Annotated in this window: 11 protein-coding genes and 1 pseudogene; 3 read left to right on the forward strand and 9 right to left on the reverse strand. The window is 74.1% G+C overall.

Features of this window, described 5'->3' with window-relative positions:
- Positions 1-22: 22 nt before the first annotated feature.
- The gene (locus tag HA039_RS04745; protein WP_167024208.1) at positions 23-1261 is read left to right on the forward strand and encodes an ROK family transcriptional regulator; all 1239 of its coding nucleotides are present in this window, start codon (positions 23-25) and stop codon (positions 1259-1261) included.
- 169 nt (positions 1262-1430) lie between these two features.
- Here the strand turns inward: HA039_RS04745 and xylA are convergent, their stop codons facing one another.
- Entirely contained in the window at positions 1431-2600 is a 1170-nt protein-coding gene (xylA, locus tag HA039_RS04750) for a xylose isomerase (RefSeq protein WP_161308227.1), read from the reverse strand.
- A 279-nt stretch (positions 2601-2879) separates the two neighbouring features.
- On the opposite strand from xylA, the gene xylB reads away from it, so the two are divergent.
- Positions 2880-4355, forward strand: a complete 1476-nt coding sequence (gene xylB / locus HA039_RS04755; RefSeq protein ID WP_167024211.1) for a xylulokinase — start codon at positions 2880-2882, stop codon at positions 4353-4355.
- A gap of 468 nt (positions 4356-4823) precedes the next feature.
- On the opposite strand, the gene HA039_RS04760 is transcribed toward xylB, so the two are convergent.
- Both HA039_RS04760 and HA039_RS04765 read right to left on the reverse strand, forming a co-directional pair.
- Entirely contained in the window at positions 4824-5240 is a 417-nt protein-coding gene (locus HA039_RS04760) for a (2Fe-2S) ferredoxin domain-containing protein (RefSeq protein WP_167024214.1), read from the reverse strand.
- Positions 5237-7210: a heavy metal translocating P-type ATPase gene (locus tag HA039_RS04765; protein ID WP_167024217.1), complete on the reverse strand. Its 1974-nt coding sequence runs from the start codon at positions 7208-7210 to the stop codon at positions 5237-5239. The genes HA039_RS04760 and HA039_RS04765 overlap by 4 nt, the downstream gene beginning before the upstream one ends.
- Before the next feature lie 94 nt (positions 7211-7304).
- Between HA039_RS04765 and HA039_RS04770 the strand changes: the two genes are divergently transcribed.
- Positions 7305-7685, forward strand: a complete 381-nt coding sequence (locus tag HA039_RS04770; protein WP_167024219.1) for an ArsR/SmtB family transcription factor — start codon at positions 7305-7307, stop codon at positions 7683-7685.
- A 28-nt stretch (positions 7686-7713) separates the two neighbouring features.
- Here HA039_RS04770 and HA039_RS04775 read toward each other — a convergent pair whose 3' ends face one another.
- The 6 genes and pseudogenes from HA039_RS04775 to HA039_RS04800 form a co-directional block, all read right to left on the reverse strand.
- Positions 7714-9510, reverse strand: coding sequence for an AMP-binding protein (locus HA039_RS04775; RefSeq protein ID WP_167024222.1), 1797 nt, complete (start codon positions 9508-9510; stop codon positions 7714-7716).
- A gap of 121 nt (positions 9511-9631) precedes the next feature.
- Positions 9632-10546: a LysR family transcriptional regulator gene (locus HA039_RS04780; RefSeq protein ID WP_167024225.1), complete on the reverse strand. Its 915-nt coding sequence runs from the start codon at positions 10544-10546 to the stop codon at positions 9632-9634.
- 276 nt (positions 10547-10822) lie between these two features.
- Positions 10823-12016: a glycine C-acetyltransferase gene (locus tag HA039_RS04785; RefSeq protein ID WP_167024228.1), complete on the reverse strand. Its 1194-nt coding sequence runs from the start codon at positions 12014-12016 to the stop codon at positions 10823-10825.
- A gap of 108 nt (positions 12017-12124) precedes the next feature.
- Entirely contained in the window at positions 12125-13153 is a 1029-nt protein-coding gene (tdh, locus tag HA039_RS04790) for an L-threonine 3-dehydrogenase (RefSeq protein WP_167024231.1), read from the reverse strand.
- 1414 nt (positions 13154-14567) lie between these two features.
- Positions 14568-15530: pseudogene (locus tag HA039_RS33800) on the reverse strand (DMT family transporter); the annotation flags it as partial.
- Positions 15527-16459, reverse strand: a complete 933-nt coding sequence (locus HA039_RS04800) for a phosphatase PAP2 family protein (RefSeq protein WP_167024237.1) — start codon at positions 16457-16459, stop codon at positions 15527-15529. The gene HA039_RS04800 and the pseudogene HA039_RS33800, both read right to left, overlap by 4 nt.
- Positions 16460-16604: the final 145 nt, after the last annotated feature.

Here is a 16604-nt window from a genome sequence, read left to right on the forward strand (position 1 = left end):
ATCACATAGGCTCGTCGGCGAGATGAACAGCAATCACACTTCCCTCGGCCCCAAGGCCGACAAGGAGACGGTGCGCCGGCACAACCTGAGCCTGGTGCTGCGCGCGGTACGGGACGAGGGAGAAGCGACCAGGGCCGGCGTGGCGGCGCGGGTCGGCCTGACCCGGGCGGCCGTGTCCTCGCTGGTCGAACAGCTGCTGGACAGCGGCTTCCTCTCCGAGTCCGGCAAGACCTTCAGCGGGCAGGCCGGGCGTCCCGGCACGGTCCTCAAGGTGACCCGCGCGGGTCCCGCCGGCATCGGCGTCGAGATCAACATCGACTACGTGTCGGTGTGTGTCGTCGACCTGTCGGGCACCGACCGCGTCCGGCTCACCGAACACATCGACAACCGCGGCGCGCTGCCCGCCGAGGTGCTGGCCCGGGGCGCCCGGATCGCCGCCCGCACCCTGGAGTCGGCGGCCGAGCAGGAGCTGCTGCCCGTCGGGGTCCAACTGGCGCTGCCGGGACTGGTGTCGGGCGGTACGGTGCGCCAGGCGCCGAACCTGGGGTGGAACCGCGTCCCGGCCGAGGACCTGTTCGCGAAGGCCCTCGCCGAACTGCGACCCGACCTGCCCCTGCTGCCGGTGAGTTCGGAGAACGAGGCCAACCTCGCGGCGCTGGCCGAGCTGTGGTTCGGCGGCCTCGGCCCGTTGCGCACGTTCCTCTACCTGACCGGTGAGATCGGCGTGGGCGGCGCTCTGGTGCTGGACGGCGAACTGCTGCGCGGGGCGCACGGGTTCGCCGGCGAGATCGGCCATGTCGTCGTCGACGCCGAGGGGCCGCTGTGCCGGTGCGGGTCCCGGGGCTGCCTGGAGCAGTACGCGGGGCAGTCGGCGCTGCTGCGGTCCGCCGGGATCGACGAGAACGCGGGCGTGCCGGGGGTCGCGGAGCTGGAGCGCCGGGCGCGTCGCGGTGACGCGCGGGCGGTGGCCGCCGTCGAGCAGGCCGGGGTGATGCTGGGCCGGGTGCTGTCGGGCGCGGTGAACCTCTTCGACCCGGACGCGGTCGTGCTGGGCGGGATCTACCGGGACCTGATGCCCTGGCTGTCGCCGGCCGCCGACCGGGAGCTGACCGCCCGGGTGGTGTCGGGCCTGTGGCCGCGGGACAGCGGGCGGCTGCGGGGGTCCTCGTCGGCGGGGGACGCGGCGCGCGGCGCGGCGGCCCTGGTGGTCCGGGCGGTGCTGGCCGACCCGGTGGCGTACGTACAGCGCACGGCGCACTGACGGGCGGCGGACGCAGCGCCCGTACGGCACATCACGTCGCCGCGGGCAGACGCACTGCGCGGGGCGGGCTGACAACAGCCCGCCCCGCGCGCGTTCCGTACGGCGTCCCTCCGTACGGGGTCCGACAGGTGGTGCGGTGACCGGTGGTGCGGTGTGCGGTGCTCGCCGCTCAGCGGGCGCCGAGGAGGTGGTCCATGGCGAGCTGGTCCAGGTGCTCGAACGCCATGCCGCGCGCTGCGGCGGCCTCGACGTCGAACTCCTCGTACGCGCCCGCGTCACCGAGCAGCCCGGCCAGGCCGTCGGCGGCCGTGGGCAGGGCCAGCTCGTCCAGGCGCGCGGCGCGCAGCGCCTCCTGGACCTGCGGGTCGGCGCGGAAGGCCGCGGCGCGCTCCTTGAGGATCAGGTAGTTGCGCATGCAGCCGGCGGCGGAGGCCCACACGCCGTGGAAGTCCTCGGTCCGCGGCGGCTTGAAGTCGAAGTGCCGCGCGCCGTCCCAGCCCGCGGTCTCCAGCAGGTCGACGAGCCAGAAGGCGGCGCGCAGGTCGCCGGCGCCGAAGCGCAGGTCCTGGTCGTACTTGATGCCGTTCTGGCCGTTGAGGTCGATGTGGAAGAGCTTGCCCGACCAGAGGGCCTGGGCGATGGCGTGCGGGAAGTTCAGCCCGGCCATCTGCTCGTGGCCGACCTCCGGGTTGACGCCGAACAGCTCGGGCCGGTCGAGGCGCTCGATGAACGCGAGGGCGTGGCCGACGGTGGGCAGCAGGATGTCGCCGCGCGGCTCGTTCGGCTTGGGCTCGATGGCGAACTTGAGGTCGTAACCCTTCTCGGTGACGTAGTCGCCGAGCAGGTCGAAGGCTTCCTTCATCCGGTCCAGCGCGAGCCGCACGTCCTTCGCGGCGCCCGACTCGGCGCCCTCACGGCCGCCCCAGGCGACGTAGACCTTGGCGCCCAGCTCGGCCGCGAGGTCGATGTTGCGGATGGTCTTGCGCAGCGCGTACCGGCGGATGTCGCGGTCGTTCGCGGTGAAGCCGCCGTCCTTGAAGACGGGGTGGGTGAAGAGGTTGGTGGTGGCCATCTCGACCACGAGCCCGGTGGTGTCCAGCGCCTGCCGGAACCGCTTGATGTGCGACTCGCGCTCCGCGTCGGACGAGCCGAAGGGGATCAGGTCGTCGTCGTGGAACGTCACGGCGTACGCGCCCAGCTCCGCGAGGCGCTGGACGGACTCGGCGGGGTCCAGGGCCCGGCGGGTCGCGTCACCGAACGGGTCCCTGCCCTGCCAGCCCACCGTCCACAGGCCGAAGCTGAACTTGTCCTCGGGGGTGGGCGTGTAGCGTTCCGTCATTCTCTGGCCGCCTTCGATACCTCAGGTCCGGCACGTGCCGACCTTTTTGTTTCCTGACATGACTAATAAAGCATGCCGCTGCCGGTGCGCAAAAGCCCCTGGCTCCGCTCATCCGTGTCCGCCGCTGTTCGAGGCTCCGAACACGCACGAGCGAGGGGTGCCGGACAGGATGATCCGACCGCCCGTTCCCGTCGGGCGCCCGATCGCGTAATTTGTTCCTCCGACGTTCAAAACCGCGCCGGACGGCCGCACCGACCGGTCCAGGGAAGAGGTACGCGCATGCCGCAGAGCCCGGTCGTCATCGGCGTGGACAGCTCCACCCAGTCCACGAAGGCGGCTTTCACGGACGCCACCACCGGCCGGCTGCTCGCCGTGGGGCGCGCGCCGCACCGGGTGACCGGTGAGGGCGGCGCCCGCGAGAGCGACCCCGAGGTGTGGTGGAACGCGCTGCGCGACGCCGTCGCCGCGGGCCTGAAGGAATCCGGGGTCGAACCCTCCGCGGTCGTCGGCATCGCGGTCGCGGGCCAGCAGCACGGGCTGGTGGTCCTGGACCGTACGGGCCGGCCGCTGCGCCCGGCGCTGCTGTGGAACGACACCCGGTCCGCGCCGCAGGCCGTCGCGCTGACCGACGAGCTGGGCGGCCCCGACGCGTGGACGGCGCGCACCGGGTCCGTACCGGTGGCGTCGATGACCGCGACGAAGTGGCGGTGGCTGCGCGAGAACGACCCGGCCCTCGCGGACGCCACGGCCGCGGTCCGGCTCCCCCACGACTTCCTTACCGAACGCCTCGCGGGCACGGCGGCCACCGACCCGGGCGACGCGTCGGGCACCTGCTGGTACTCGACCGCCACCGGCGCGTACGACCCCGAGCTGCTCGACCTCCTCGGCCTGGACGTCTCGCTGCTGCCGCCCGTCGCGGAGACCGGGGCGACCAGGATCGGCTCGCTCACCGCGGGCTCCGCGGCCGAGCTGGGACTGCCGGCCGGGATCGCCGTCGCGGCGGGCACCGGCGACAACATGAGCGCGGCCGTGGGGCTGGGCTTCGGCGGGGCCGGGCTGCTGGACCACCCGGTGCTCAGCCTCGGCACGTCGGGCACGGTGTTCGCCGCGACCCGCACCCGCCCGGCGTCCGCCGCGCTCGCCGGGTTCGCGGCGGCCGACGGTACGTACCTGCCGCTGGCCTGCACGCTCAACTGCACGCTCGCCGTGGACAAGGTCGCGGACCTGCTGCGGCTCGACCGCGAGGACGCGGCGCCCGGCGGCGAGGCCGTCCTCCTGCCGTACCTCGACGGTGAACGGACCCCGGACCTGCCCGCCGCCTCGGGTCTGCTGACCGGCCTGCGCCACGACACCACGCCGCAGCAACTGCTGGGCGCCGCCTACGAGGGCGCGGCGGTCACGGTCCTGCGGGCGCTGGACGAGGTGCTGCGGGCCGGCGGCCTGGACCCGGCCGATCCCGAGGTGGCGCGGCGCCCGCTGCGGCTGATCGGGGGCGGGGCGCAGGGGCGGACGTGGGTGGAGACCGTACGGCGCCTGTCGGGCCGTGCCCTGATCGTGCCCGCGAGCGGCGAGCTGGTCGCCCTGGGCGCGGCGGCCCTCGCGGCGAGCGCCGCGACGGGCGACGACCCGGTGGCGATCGCGTCGTCGTGGGGCACGGGCGCGGGACCGGAACTGGAGGCGGTGGAGCGCGACGTGGAGACGTGGGAGCGCGTGGGCGCGGTCCTGGACCGGGCGGCGCCGTCGCTGCTGTCTTAGGCAGGTGCGGTGGCGGGGCCGGGCGGATCACCGTCCTCGAACGGACTGACAGCCGGCCCCGCCACCGGGGGGAATCGCGCCGCACGACGGCGGGTGCGACGGCGGCAGGTCCGACGAACCGCGGAACCCTGGTTGCCCCCGGATTCCCTGGCCCCACCGGCCCGGCGGCCGTGGAGCACGCGTCGGGGAGCGGCCGTGGCTCTTCCGCGCGTACCACGGAGGCTCCCTAGGGGGCGAGTTGCGCGGCCGAGACCAGGTACCCCGGCGTCCCCGCCGCGTACGGCGGCCGCGACGGTCGGCGCGGTACGCCGTCGGACTCGCGGGCCTGGTGCCGGAGAGTGCGCTCCGGGCGGGGTACGTCACCGGCCGCGACCGAGTCGCCCGCTGCCCCGTCGTGGCCCGCGAGCAGGGGCGCCGGGGGAAGCGGACCCCGAGGCGCCACGTTGAGCGCGGCCCGGTGCGGGTGTCCTACTCGTGGAGTTCGGCGCGGACGCGGCGGGAGGGGTTGAAGGTGTAGAGGTCGAGGATGCCGGGTGGCTCGGCGATGCCGGGGCCGCCGCTCTCGACCCAGGCGGCGATGTCGGCGGTGGCGTCGCGGTCGTTGACCAGGCCGAGCCAGACGGGCCGGCCGCCGGCCGCGCGCCCGGCCGCGGAGGGCTGGACGACAACGACGTCGGCGCGCTCGCAGGCGTCGAGGCAGCCGGTGACGCGAACGGTCGCGGTGCCGTCCAAGGCCTCCCGCAGGTCGCGGAGTTGGGCGGCGTGGTCGACGCCGGGGACCTTCGGTGTGCCGCAGCAGCAGCCGCGGCACACCGTGACCGTGGGCCGGGCCGGACCCGCCCCGGTGCCCGGCGCGGCAGCGGCGCGGCGGGAGCGTCGGCTCATGCGGCACCTCGCCGGACGGCGTTCTTCCAGGCGGTTTCGCGCAGCAGGCGCAGGCCGTTGAGGCCGACGACGACGGTGGAGCCTTCGTGTCCGGCGACACCGAGCGGCAGCGGGAGGGTGCCGACGAGGTCCCAGGCCACCAGGGCGGTGATGAAGACACCGGCGACGGCGAGGTTCTGGACGACGAGGCGGCGTGCGGCGCGGGAGAGGGCGACCACGGCGGGGATGGCGGCGAGTTCGTCCCGGACCACGACGGCGTCGGCGGTCTCCAGGGCCAGGTCGGAGCCGGCCTTGCCCATCGCGACGCCGGTGTGCGCGGCGGCCAGCGCCGGGGCGTCGTTGACGCCGTCGCCGACCACCAGCACCTTCCGGCCCTCGGCCTCCCACGCCCGTACCGCCGCGACCTTGTCCTGCGGGAGCAGTCCGGCGCGCACGTCGGTGATGCCGACCTGGGCGGCCAGGTGGCGGGCGGCGCGTTCGTTGTCGCCGGTCAGCAGGACCGGGGTGCGGCCGGTCAGCGCGGTCAGGGCCGCCACGGTGGCGGCGGCGTCCGGCCGCGGCCGGTCGGCGATGCCGATCACCCCGACCGCGTCGGCGTCGCGCAGGACGAGGACCGCGGTCTGCCCGGCCTCCTCCAGCTCCGCCACCGCCGCGGCCGCGGTCCCGGTGGCGGCCGGAAGGCGGGCGGGGGACCCGACCCGGACGGTACGGCCTTCGACGCCGGCGCTCACGCCCTGCCCGGGCACGGACGTGAAGCCGAGGGCATCGGGCGGCGACAGGCGGCGTTCGCGGGCGGCCCGTACGACCGCGCGGGCGAGCGGGTGCTCGCTGGGGTGCTCGACCGCGGCCGCCAGCGCGAGCAGACCGTCCTCGTCCAGCCCGGAGCCGGGCAGCGGCCGGATCCCGGTGACCCGGGGCGTGCCCTCGGTCAGGGTGCCGGTCTTGTCCAGGGCGACCGCGTCGACCTGGCCCAGGCGTTCCATCACGACGGCGGACTTGGCCAGGACACCGTGGCGGCCGGCGTTGGCGATGGCGGACAGCAGCGGCGGCATCGTGGACAGCACGACCGCGCACGGCGAGGCCACGATCATGAACGTCATCGCGCGGAGCAGGGCGGGCTGGAGGGCGGAGCCGAAGGCGAGCGGGACCGCGAAGACGCCGAGGGTGGCGACGACCATGCCGATCGAGTACCGCTGCTCGATCTTCTCGATGAACAGCTGGGTGGGGGCCTTCGTCCCGGACGCCTCCTCGACCATCCTCACGATCCGCGCGATCACCGAGTCGGCCGGATCCCGCTCGACGCGCACCCGCAGGGCGCCGGTGCCGTTGACGGTCCCGGCGAACACCGTGTCCCCGGCCTGTCGGGCCACGGGCAGGGGCTCGCCGGTGATGGTGGCCTGGTCGACGTCGCTCGCCCCGTCCAGGACGTGCCCGTCGGCGCCGATCCGCTCGCCGGGCCGCACCAGGACGAGGTCGCCGACCTTCAGGTCCCCGGCGGCGACCGTCTCCTCGCCGCCGCCGGGCAGCGACCGGGTCGCCGTCGGCGGCGCGAGGTCGAGCAGCCCGCGTACGGAGTCCGCCGTACGAGCGGTCGCCACCGCCTCCAGGGCCCCGGAGGTCGCGAAGATGACGATCAGCAGCGCCCCGTCCAGGACCTGTCCGACGGCCGCGGCGCCGAGGGCGGCCACCACCATCAGCAGGTCCACGTCCAGGGTCCTGGCCTTCAGCGCCTTCAGGCCCTCCCAGCCCGGCTGCCAACCGCCCGTGACGTAGGTGGCGGCGAACAGCGGACCCCACGCCCACGCCGGGGCGCCGAGCAGGTCGAGCGGGAGAGCCACCAGGAACAGGACCAGCGCGGCGAGCGCCCAGCGCGCCTCCGGCAGGGCCAGCGTCCGAGTACGCCGCCGGGGCGGAGCGGGCCGCGGACCGGCCACGGCCGGGGCGGGCCGCTGATCCAGGACAGAAGACATGACAAAACAACCCTTCACGGGCGGACGGGGGCAGCGCGCCCACCTTACAGGAATACCTGAACAGGTCTTCATGTGTGATCGGTATGATGGCGCAATGGGCCATGGAACGGACACCGCAGGCAGCGCCACCACCCGCGAGCGCCTCGACACCGTCGGCACCGCCGACGTCGCCGCCACCCTCCAGGCCCTCGCCACGCCCTCGCGGCTCTACATCCTGGCCCGGCTCCAGGAGGGCGCCTGCTCGGTGAGGGACCTCGCGGAGGCCGTCGGCATGGAGGCCTCCGCCTGCTCCCACCAGCTGCGCCTGCTGCGCAACCTCGGGCTGGTCACCGGCGAGCGGCACGGGCGCTCGATCGTCTACGCCCTGTACGACAACCACGTCGCCGAGCTCCTCGACCAGGCGCTGTACCACGTCGAGCACCTGCGCCTGGGCGTCCACGACGGCCGGGGCGAGCCGGCCTCCGCTCAGGCCTGAGCGCCGGGCGCTTCCGGGCGCGGGCCGCTCAGGCCTGAGCGCCCGGCGCCTCGGGACGCGGGCCCTCGGCGGGGCCCGCGCTGTGGAGCCAGCCGCGCAGCGGGGCCTTGAGCACCTTGCCGATGGAGTTGCGCGGGAGGGACCCGATGAGTTCCAGGCGGCTCGGCTGGTACCACTCGGTCATGCCCCGGTCCGTGAGGAACTCCCGCAGCTCCCCCAGGGTCAGCGTCGGTGACTTCGGGACGACCACGGCGCAGGCCAGCTCGCCGCCCTCGCCGTCGGGGTAGCCGATCAGGGCCACCTCGGCGACGCCGGGGTGGTTGAGGAGCTCGGTCTCGACGTCGTTCACGGGGATCATGAACGTACCGCCGATCCGGTCCACCTCTCGGCTGATGATGCGCAGTCCGCCCCGCCCGTCGGGGATGGCCAGGTCCCCGGTGTCGTACCACCCGTCGTCGTGCTCGGCGACCACCCGGAGCCGGCCGCTGTCCCGGCCCAGCGTGGCGAGCGCGACCCCACCGCCGCGTACGAACAGCCGGGCGGGCTGCTCGGGGCTCCACGACCCGTGCGGCGACGGCGGCACGTCCGGCACGGTCTCCGGCGTCTCAGCCGCCCCGGACGCGGTCGGCCTGAAGTCGATCTCCAGCCCGGACCCCGGCCTCCCGTCGCTGTGCGCGCCCCAGAGCGGCGGGTCGTCGGCGCGTGTCCAGGTGTGGCCCGGTACTTCCGTCATCCCCCACAGCGTCCGCAGCGGCACACCCCAGATCCGCGGCACCGCCGAGACGAGCTGGCCGGGGACGCTGGTCGCGCCGCTGAACACGAGCCGCAGCGGCGCCTTCTCGCGCGCGTTCCCGGTCGCGTCCTCGGTCGCGCTCCCTGTCCCGCTCTCGGTGGCCGCGACCAGGGCCGCGAGATACGACGGCGCACCGGCGAAGACCGTGGCCTCGCTGTCGACCAGCATCTCCGGGACGTCGTGCGGTCTCCATACGTCGGACACCACGGACGTGCCGCCCGCCAGCAGCGGGATGAGCACTCCGTAGATCATCCCGAAGACGTGCGGCTGGGCCTGCGGGGTGAAGATCCGGTCGTGCGTGTCGAGCCCTTCGGCCTCCACGACCGGGAAGGCGCCCGCGTGGAGGGTGTTGAAGCTGTGCAGCACACCCTTGGGCTCACCGGAGTTGCCCGAGGTGAAGAGCACGACGGCGCCGCGGTCGGGGTCCTCGTTCGACTCGCTCACGACCATCGGGTGGCGGCGCTCCCACGGCGTCTCCTCGAAGTGGCGGACGAAGTCCACCTCGCTCCCCGGGGCGCTGGTGCCCAGCACCACACGGTGACGCAGGCGCGGCAGGCGGGCCGCGATCTTGGACAGCGCCTCGGCGTGGTCGGTGCCGGCCCAGCGGTCGACCGTGACGCAGACGCTCGCGCCCACCCGGGCGAGGGTCCGCTCCAGCTCACGCGGGCCGATCGTGGGCATGACCGGGGCCACCACCGCGCCGACCCGGACGCAGGCCAGCATCAGCGCGCTGAGCTGCCACCAGTTGGGCAGCTGGATCGCGACCACGTGGCCCGGCCGCACCCCCAGCTCGTACAGGGCGCCCGCGAAGCGCTCGACGTAACGGTCGTACTCGCTGTACGTGAGCCTGCGCATCCCCGCGCCGGAGCGGTAGGCGATCACGGCGGGCGCGTCGGGGATCAGCTCCCGCCAGCGGCGCAGGTCGTCCAGCGGACCGACGTCACGCCAGACGCCGTCCGCGCGGTACTTCCGCACCAGCTCGTCGGCAGGTCGCAGGCCGAAGATCGCCGGTCCGTGAATCTCGTCGCTCACGACTGGTTTCGCCATATAGGTGTAAACGTGAAGAACTCGCTCAATGGATCACATCTTGGCGGTGACAAAAGTCACAGCCACTCCAAAATTAGAGCAACCGCGACCATTCGCGCAATCGACCTCACCCTGTGGTGAGGCCGGCGGCCGCGCGGGCCAGCGAGTCCAGTACGGGACGGATCAGCGGATGGTCCTCGGCGCCCCGCCGGACCGCGGCGAAGACCCTGCGCGTCGCGGCGGGGCCCTCCACGGGGCGGACGACGGTGCCCTTCAGGTCCATGCCGCGCAGCGCGGACCGCGGCACCAGCGCCACCCCGGCGCCCGCGCCCGCCAGGGCCACGACGGCGTGGAAGTCGTCCGAGGAGTGCACCTGGCGCGGCTGGAACCCGGCCAGCTCGCAGGCCAGCTGCATCACGTCGTGGCAGGGGTTGCCCGGGTACGGGCCGATCCAGTCGCTGTCCGCGAGCCCGGCGAGCACCACGCGCTCGCCGAGGCCGAGGGGGTGCGCGGCGGGCAGGACCGCGTCGAACGGCTCCGCGTACAGGGGGACGCGGGACAGCCGCAGGTCGTCCTCCCGGGGGGCGCCCCGGTACTCGACGGCGACCGCGACGTCGGCCTGGCCGTCCAGCACCATGGGCAGGCTCTCGTCGCCCTCGGCGTCCCGTACCCGTACGCGTATGTCGGGGTGCACGCCCGCCAGCTCCCGGAGCGCGGGGGCCAGCACCTCGGCGATCCCGGTCGCGAACGCGGCGACGGTCACCTCACCGGCGGCCCCGCCCGCGTACGCCGCGAGCTCGGCCTCGGCACGCTCCAGCTGCGCGAGGACGGCGTGCGCGTGGGCCAGCAGGATCTCCCCGGCGGCGGTCAGCCGTACGCCGCGGCCGCTGCGGGTCAGGAGCGTGTGGCCGGTCTCCTGCTCCAGGGCGGCGAGCTGCTGGGAGACGGCGGAGGGGGTGAGGTACAGGGCGGCGGCCGCGGCGGTCACCGTGCGGTGGTACGCCACGGCGCGAAGAATGCGGAGACGCCGGGGGTCGATCACGCCCCCAGGTTACGTCCGCCCCACCCGCGCCGTAGCCCCCGCCCGACGCCGCGCGCCTCCCCGATGTCCTCAATCGCCGGACGGGCTGATTTTGGCTCGGGCCCGATGACCGTGCGGGTCAAAGACGTCCTCAAACGCCGGACGGGCTGAAAGCAAGCCCCCGGAGGGGGCGGGTTGTTTGGGCCCGCCCCCCGGCGACAACCCGCAGGTAGGCACCGGCCCGCAGCGGGCACCATCAAGCCCGTCCGGCGATTGAGGACAACAACGGCAACGCCGTCAGAGCGACGACCTCGCGTCCACGAACGCCCCCACCGCCGCCAACACATCCCCCGCGGAATGCGCCGCCGACAACTGCACCCTGATCCGCGCCGCCCCCATCGGCACCACCGGATACGAGAAGCCGATCACATACACCCCCCGCTCCAGCAACAACTCCGCCATCCGCCCCGCCTCCGCCGCGTCCCCGATCATCACCGGCGCAATCGCGTGGTCCCCGGGCAGCACGTCGAAGCCGGCCTCGGTCATCTTCGTACGGAACAGCGCGGTGTTCGCGTGGAGCCGCTCCCGCAGTTCGTCCGCGCTCTCCAGCAGGTCCAGCACCTTGATGGACGCCGCCGCGATGACCGGCGCGAGCGAGTTGGAGAAGAGGTACGGACGCGACCGCTGCCGCAGCAGGGCGACGATCTCCGCGCGCGCCGCCACATACCCGCCGGACGCCCCGCCCAGCGCCTTCCCCAGCGTGCCCGTGATGATGTCGACGCGGTCCATCACGCCGTGCAGTTCGGGCGTGCCGCGCCCCGACGGACCCACGAAGCCCACCGCGTGCGAGTCGTCCACCATGACCATCGCGTCGTAGCGGTCGGCCAGGTCGCAGATCTCGGCGAGCGGCGCGACGTACCCGTCCATCGAGAACACGCCGTCCGTGACGATCAGCCGCCGCCGCGCGTCCTGGGACTCCTTGAGCCTGGCCTCCAGCTCGGCGAGGTCGCGGTTGGCGTAGCGCAGGCGGCGCGCCTTGGAGAGCCGGATGCCGTCGATGATGCTGGCGTGGTTGAGCGCGTCGGAGATGACCGCGTCCTCCGCGCCGAGGAGGGTCTCGAAGACTCCGCCGTTGGCGTCGAAACAGGAGGAGTAGAGGATCGTGTCCTCCTGGCCCAGGAACGAGGAGAGGCGCTGCTCCAGCTCCTTGTGGACCTCCTGGGTGCCGCAGATGAAGCGCACGGACGCCATCCCGTAGCCCCACCGGTCGAGCGCGTCCTTCGCGGCGGCGACGACCTCGGGGTGGTCGGCGAGGCCGAGGTAGTTGTTGGCGCAGAAGTTGAGGACGTCCCCGCCGGCGGGGGCGCCGCCGGCCGTGACGGCGACGGAGGAGTTCTGCGGGGTCGAGATCACCCGCTCGGGCTTGAAGAGGCCCGCGTCGCGGATCTCGTCGAGGGTGGCACGGAGGTCGTCCCGTACGGACGTGAACATGGCTTTCTCCAAGGAGGCGAGGCGTACCGGCTGCCGGAGGACCGGCTACGGAGGACCGACACCGGACGACCGGCTACCGGAGAACCGGCTACGGACGACCGGAACCGATCAGATGGTCCAGTCGAGAATGATCTTGCCGCTGCGGGCGGTCGCGGCCTCGTCGAAGGCCGCGTCGAAGTCCTGGTAGTCGTAGCTGCCGGTGATGACGGGGCTCAGGTCCAGGCCGCCCTCCAGGAGGACGGTCATGGCGTACCACGTCTCGTACATCTCCCGGCCGTAGATCCCCTTGATCGTGATCATGGACGTGACGATCTTCGACCAGTCGACGGCGAACTCGTCGGCGGGGAGACCCAGCATCGCGATCCGGCCGCCGTGCGTCATGTTGTCGACCATGTCCCGCATGGCCTCGGGGCGTCCCGACATCTCCAGGCCGACGTCGAAGCCCTCCTTGAGGCCGAGCCTGCGCTGCGCCTCGGCGATGCCGTGCGACGAGACGTCGAGGGCGAGGGTGGCGCCGACCTTGCGGGCGAGGTCGAGGCGGGCGGGGCTGACGTCGGTGATCACGACGTTGCGCGCCCCGGCGTGCCGGGCGACGGCGGCGGCCATGATCCCGATGGGGCCGGCGCCGGTGATGAGGACGTCCTCGCCGACGAGGGGGAAGGAGAGCGCGGTGTGCACGGCGTTGCCGAACGGGTCGAAGATCGCGGCGACGTCGAGGTCGACGGGGGCGCGGTGGACCCAGACGTTCGAGGCGGGCAGGGCGACGTACTCGGCGAACGCGCCGTCGCGCCCGACGCCCAGGCCCACGGTGCTGCGGCAGAGGTGGCGGCGGCCGGCGAGACAGTTGCGGCACCGGCCGCAGACGAGGTGGCCCTCGCCGCTGACGAGGTCACCGACCGCGATGTCCTGGACGTCGGCGCCGAGGGCGGCCACCTCGCCGACGAACTCGTGGCCGAGGACGCGCGGGGTGGTGACGGCGTGCTGGGCCCAGCCGTCCCAGGAGCGGATGTGCAGGTCCGTACCGCAGATGCCGGTACGGAGCACCTTGATCAGTACGTCACCGGGGCCGGTGACCGGCTCCGGCACGTCCATGAGCCACAGCCCCGGCTCGGCCTTCTGCTTCACAAGTGCCTTCATGGGGGTGGCTCCCGGGGGTGAGGGTGGTACCGATCGGTGATCGCTGGTCGGCGCTCACGCCCCCAATCTGCCGAGCGCGGGTCCTCCAGTCCATCGAGGATTTCTTAACCGGCCCAACAGCGCACCTTCACGCCCCCGCGCGGCACCGCCTCCGCCGCGGCGGCGGGGCCTCGCCGGGGGCGGCGGCGGTGTCCTCGTGCCCCGGCACGTTCTCGTGCCCCGGCGACTCGGCGGAACCGAACTCGTCGGCCATCAGCACCACGGGCATGGGCACGGCCCACACCGCGAGCCCGGCCACGGCGAACCGGGCGACACGCCGCCCCGTCACGGGACGGGATTCTCCGCCACCGCCCGCCGGCGCGGTCCGTGCCCGCACGCCGGACACCTCCGCCGCCCGCCGGAAGGGGGCGTCCGGCGCGGCGGCCGACGCCACCGTCTGCCGCACCGCCGGGAGGTCGGCGGGCGGGGCCGCCATGGACGTGTCCGGCCCGGGGGCGGGGAGGGGGGCGGGCGGTGTCCGGTCCTGGGGCGTCCGGGTGTGCGGGCCGTCCTGACCGGCCGCGTGCAGGCGTCGCAGCGGTACGACGGAGATCTGCGCGGATCTGGCGGGCGGGACCTCGCCGGCCTCGCCGGACCTGGTCGCGGTGTCCCGGGGACGTACGGCGGGACGTGCCGCTGTCGTACGGGGCGACGGCGGCTCCGCGGAAGCGGGTGCGGCGGCAGGCGACGGGGCCGCCCGCGTCTCGGTACCGGCGCGCGCGGAACGCGTCGCCGACGCCGGTACGTCCCTGATCCCCGCGTGCAGGAGCCTGAGCGGCACCACGGTCATGCGTCCCGCGGACGCCGGCGACGAGGCAGCGGTGACGGAGCCGGGCGGCTCGGAAGCCGCCCCGGGCCGTACGGCCATCCGTGCGTCGGCCGTCGGGGCGGACGGCCGACGCACGGTGGTTCGGACCGGGAGCGAAGACGCCGACGACGGCGCCGTCCCGGTGGTTCGGGAGTCGGTCCGCGCGGCAGCGGGCGCGGGCACCGCGGGCAGGAACAGATCCGGTACGCGAACGTCGCGCCCCTCAGGCGCAGCAGCCGCAAGAGCGTCGCCCGAGCCACCCGTGGCGCCCGCCCCCACGCCCTCGGCCGCCACACGCCGACCGACGGACGCCTCCGTCCCACCCCGAACATCAAAGTCCACCCGGGACATCCGGTCCCCCGCCCCCACCGCCACCTCGTCCAGGGCATCCACCACCCGCTCGGAAGCATCCCCCGACGACACGGCGAACCGGCCCGAGGCATCCGCGCCCCCCGCATCCGCGGCACCGGACATCCCTGCCCCCGACCGCACCGCCGGTTCCGCCCCGGCATCCACCGAACTCACGGCACCCCGCTCGGAAGCATCCGCCGACGCCCCCCGCACAGCCGACACCCGAGAAGCCACCCCCGCCGGCACGGCGACCCGGCCCGGAGCATCCGCGTCCTCGGCGTCCACGACACGGGCCACCACGCCGCCCGACCGCACCACCGCCCCATCCGGAGCGCCCGCCGCAGGCACCCCGGGAGCCGTGCGTGTCAGCAGGACCACCCCGCGGGCCGCGATCACCGCGCCGAGCGCCGCCGCGACCACGCCGAGCGTGCCGCCCTGGAGGCGTTCGCCCAGGAGGGTCAGGCCTATGACGGCCGCCGCCACCGGGTTCGCCAGTGTCAGGACCGCGAGCGGGGCGCCCAGGCCGCCGCGGTAGGCCTTCTGCGAGAGGAGCAGGCCCCCGGCGGCGAACGCCGCCACCAGCAGCGCCACCCCCGCCGCCTGCCACAACGGCAGCGGGTTCGTCCCGCGCGCCGCCGCGGCCACCGTCACCGTCTGGGTCAGGGCGGAGGCCACCCCCGACGTGACCCCCGACGCCGCCGCGTTCCGCAGGCCGGGCTGCGCGCCCGCCGACCTGGTCAGCAGGGCCACCAGCGCCATCGCGACCGCCGCGACGGCCAACGCCTGGGGCAGGGTGAGCGTGTCGTCCGGAGTGGTCCCCGCCGCCGTCGTCAGGATGACCGCCAGGCCGACCAGCGTGAACGCCGTACCGCGCCATTCGCCCCTGCTGACCTGCCGGCCCGCGCGGCGCGCCCCCAGCGGCACCGCCGCGACCAGGGTGAGCGCGCCCAGCGGCTGGACCACGGTGAGCGATCCGTACGTAAGGGCCGCGACGTGCAGCAGCGCGCCGGTCGCGTTCAGTCCGACCGACGACCACCACGTGCTGCGCCGCAGCAGCGTGAACAGTCCGGTGCCCGGTTCCGTGCGTGCCGCCAGCCGCTCCTGCGCCACGGCCGCCGAGGCGTACGCGACGGCGGAGACGAGTGACAGCGCCACCGCGACGAGCGTGCCGCCGTTCATCGTGTGCCCCCTGACGAAACGAGTGGAACGGTCCGGTCCGGCGCCGAGGAGGGCGAACGGGGTTCGGGGTCCGCCGGTTCCGAGTCGCCGCGTACGTGTACCTCTGCCTCGCTCCGTACCTTTGCTTCAGGCTCGCCCCGCACCTCGGTCGCGTCCGGCGCCGACGCCACCACCGCGTCCTTCGACGACCGCACGATCAGCGACCCCCGCCTCGGCAGCCGGATGAACGCCAGCGCGACGCCCAGCAGCGCGACCGCCACGATCGCGTCGAGCCAGTAGTGGTTCGCGGTCGACACCACAACGAACAGCGTCAGCAGCGGGTGCAGCAACCACAGCCAGCGCCACCGCGAACGTGTCGCCACGATCAGGCCGACCGCCACCATCAGCGCCCAGCCGACGTGCAGCGACGGCATCGCGGCGTACTGGTTCGACAGCTGGTCGCTCGCGGGGCTCGCGCCGTACACCGACGGCCCGAACACCCGGCCGGTGTCGATCAGGCCCGTCGAGGCCAGCATCCGCGGCGGAGCCAGCGGCACCGTCAGGTGCAGGACGAGCGCGGCGCCGGTCAGCGCGGTGAGGACCCGGCGGGACCAGACGTAGTGGACGGGCCGCCGCCAGTACAGCCACGCCAGGAACAGCACCGTGGCCGGGAAGTGCACGGTCGCGTAGTAGGTGTTCGCGACGTGGACGAGCGTGTCGCTGTGGAGCAGGGCCCCCTGCACCGCGGTCTCACTCGGCAGGTGAACGGCGCGCTCGAAGTCCCAGACGTGCCGGGCGTTGCCGAACGCCTCCCCCGTACGGCCGTCGGCGAGCTGCCTGCCGATCTTGTAGACGAGGAACAGTCCGACGACGAGCAACAGCTCGCGGACGAGGGGCGGTCGGGCGGAAGATCCCTGCTTCCGTTCGGCGGGCCCAATTCGGGCGTTCATTCACCCGACCCCTTTGCGTGGACGACACGGCGTGGTGTTCACGGCGCGTTGAAGCGGTGACGCGGTCGTGCCACGCCCTATCGATACGCCACTGTACCGATACGGATCCGTATCGGTACAGTGGCGTATCGGTACACTGCCGTAT

Origin of the sequence: Streptomyces liangshanensis, from assembly GCF_011694815.1 — a bacterium.
Taxonomy (GTDB): Bacteria; Actinomycetota; Actinomycetes; order Streptomycetales; family Streptomycetaceae; genus Streptomyces; species Streptomyces liangshanensis.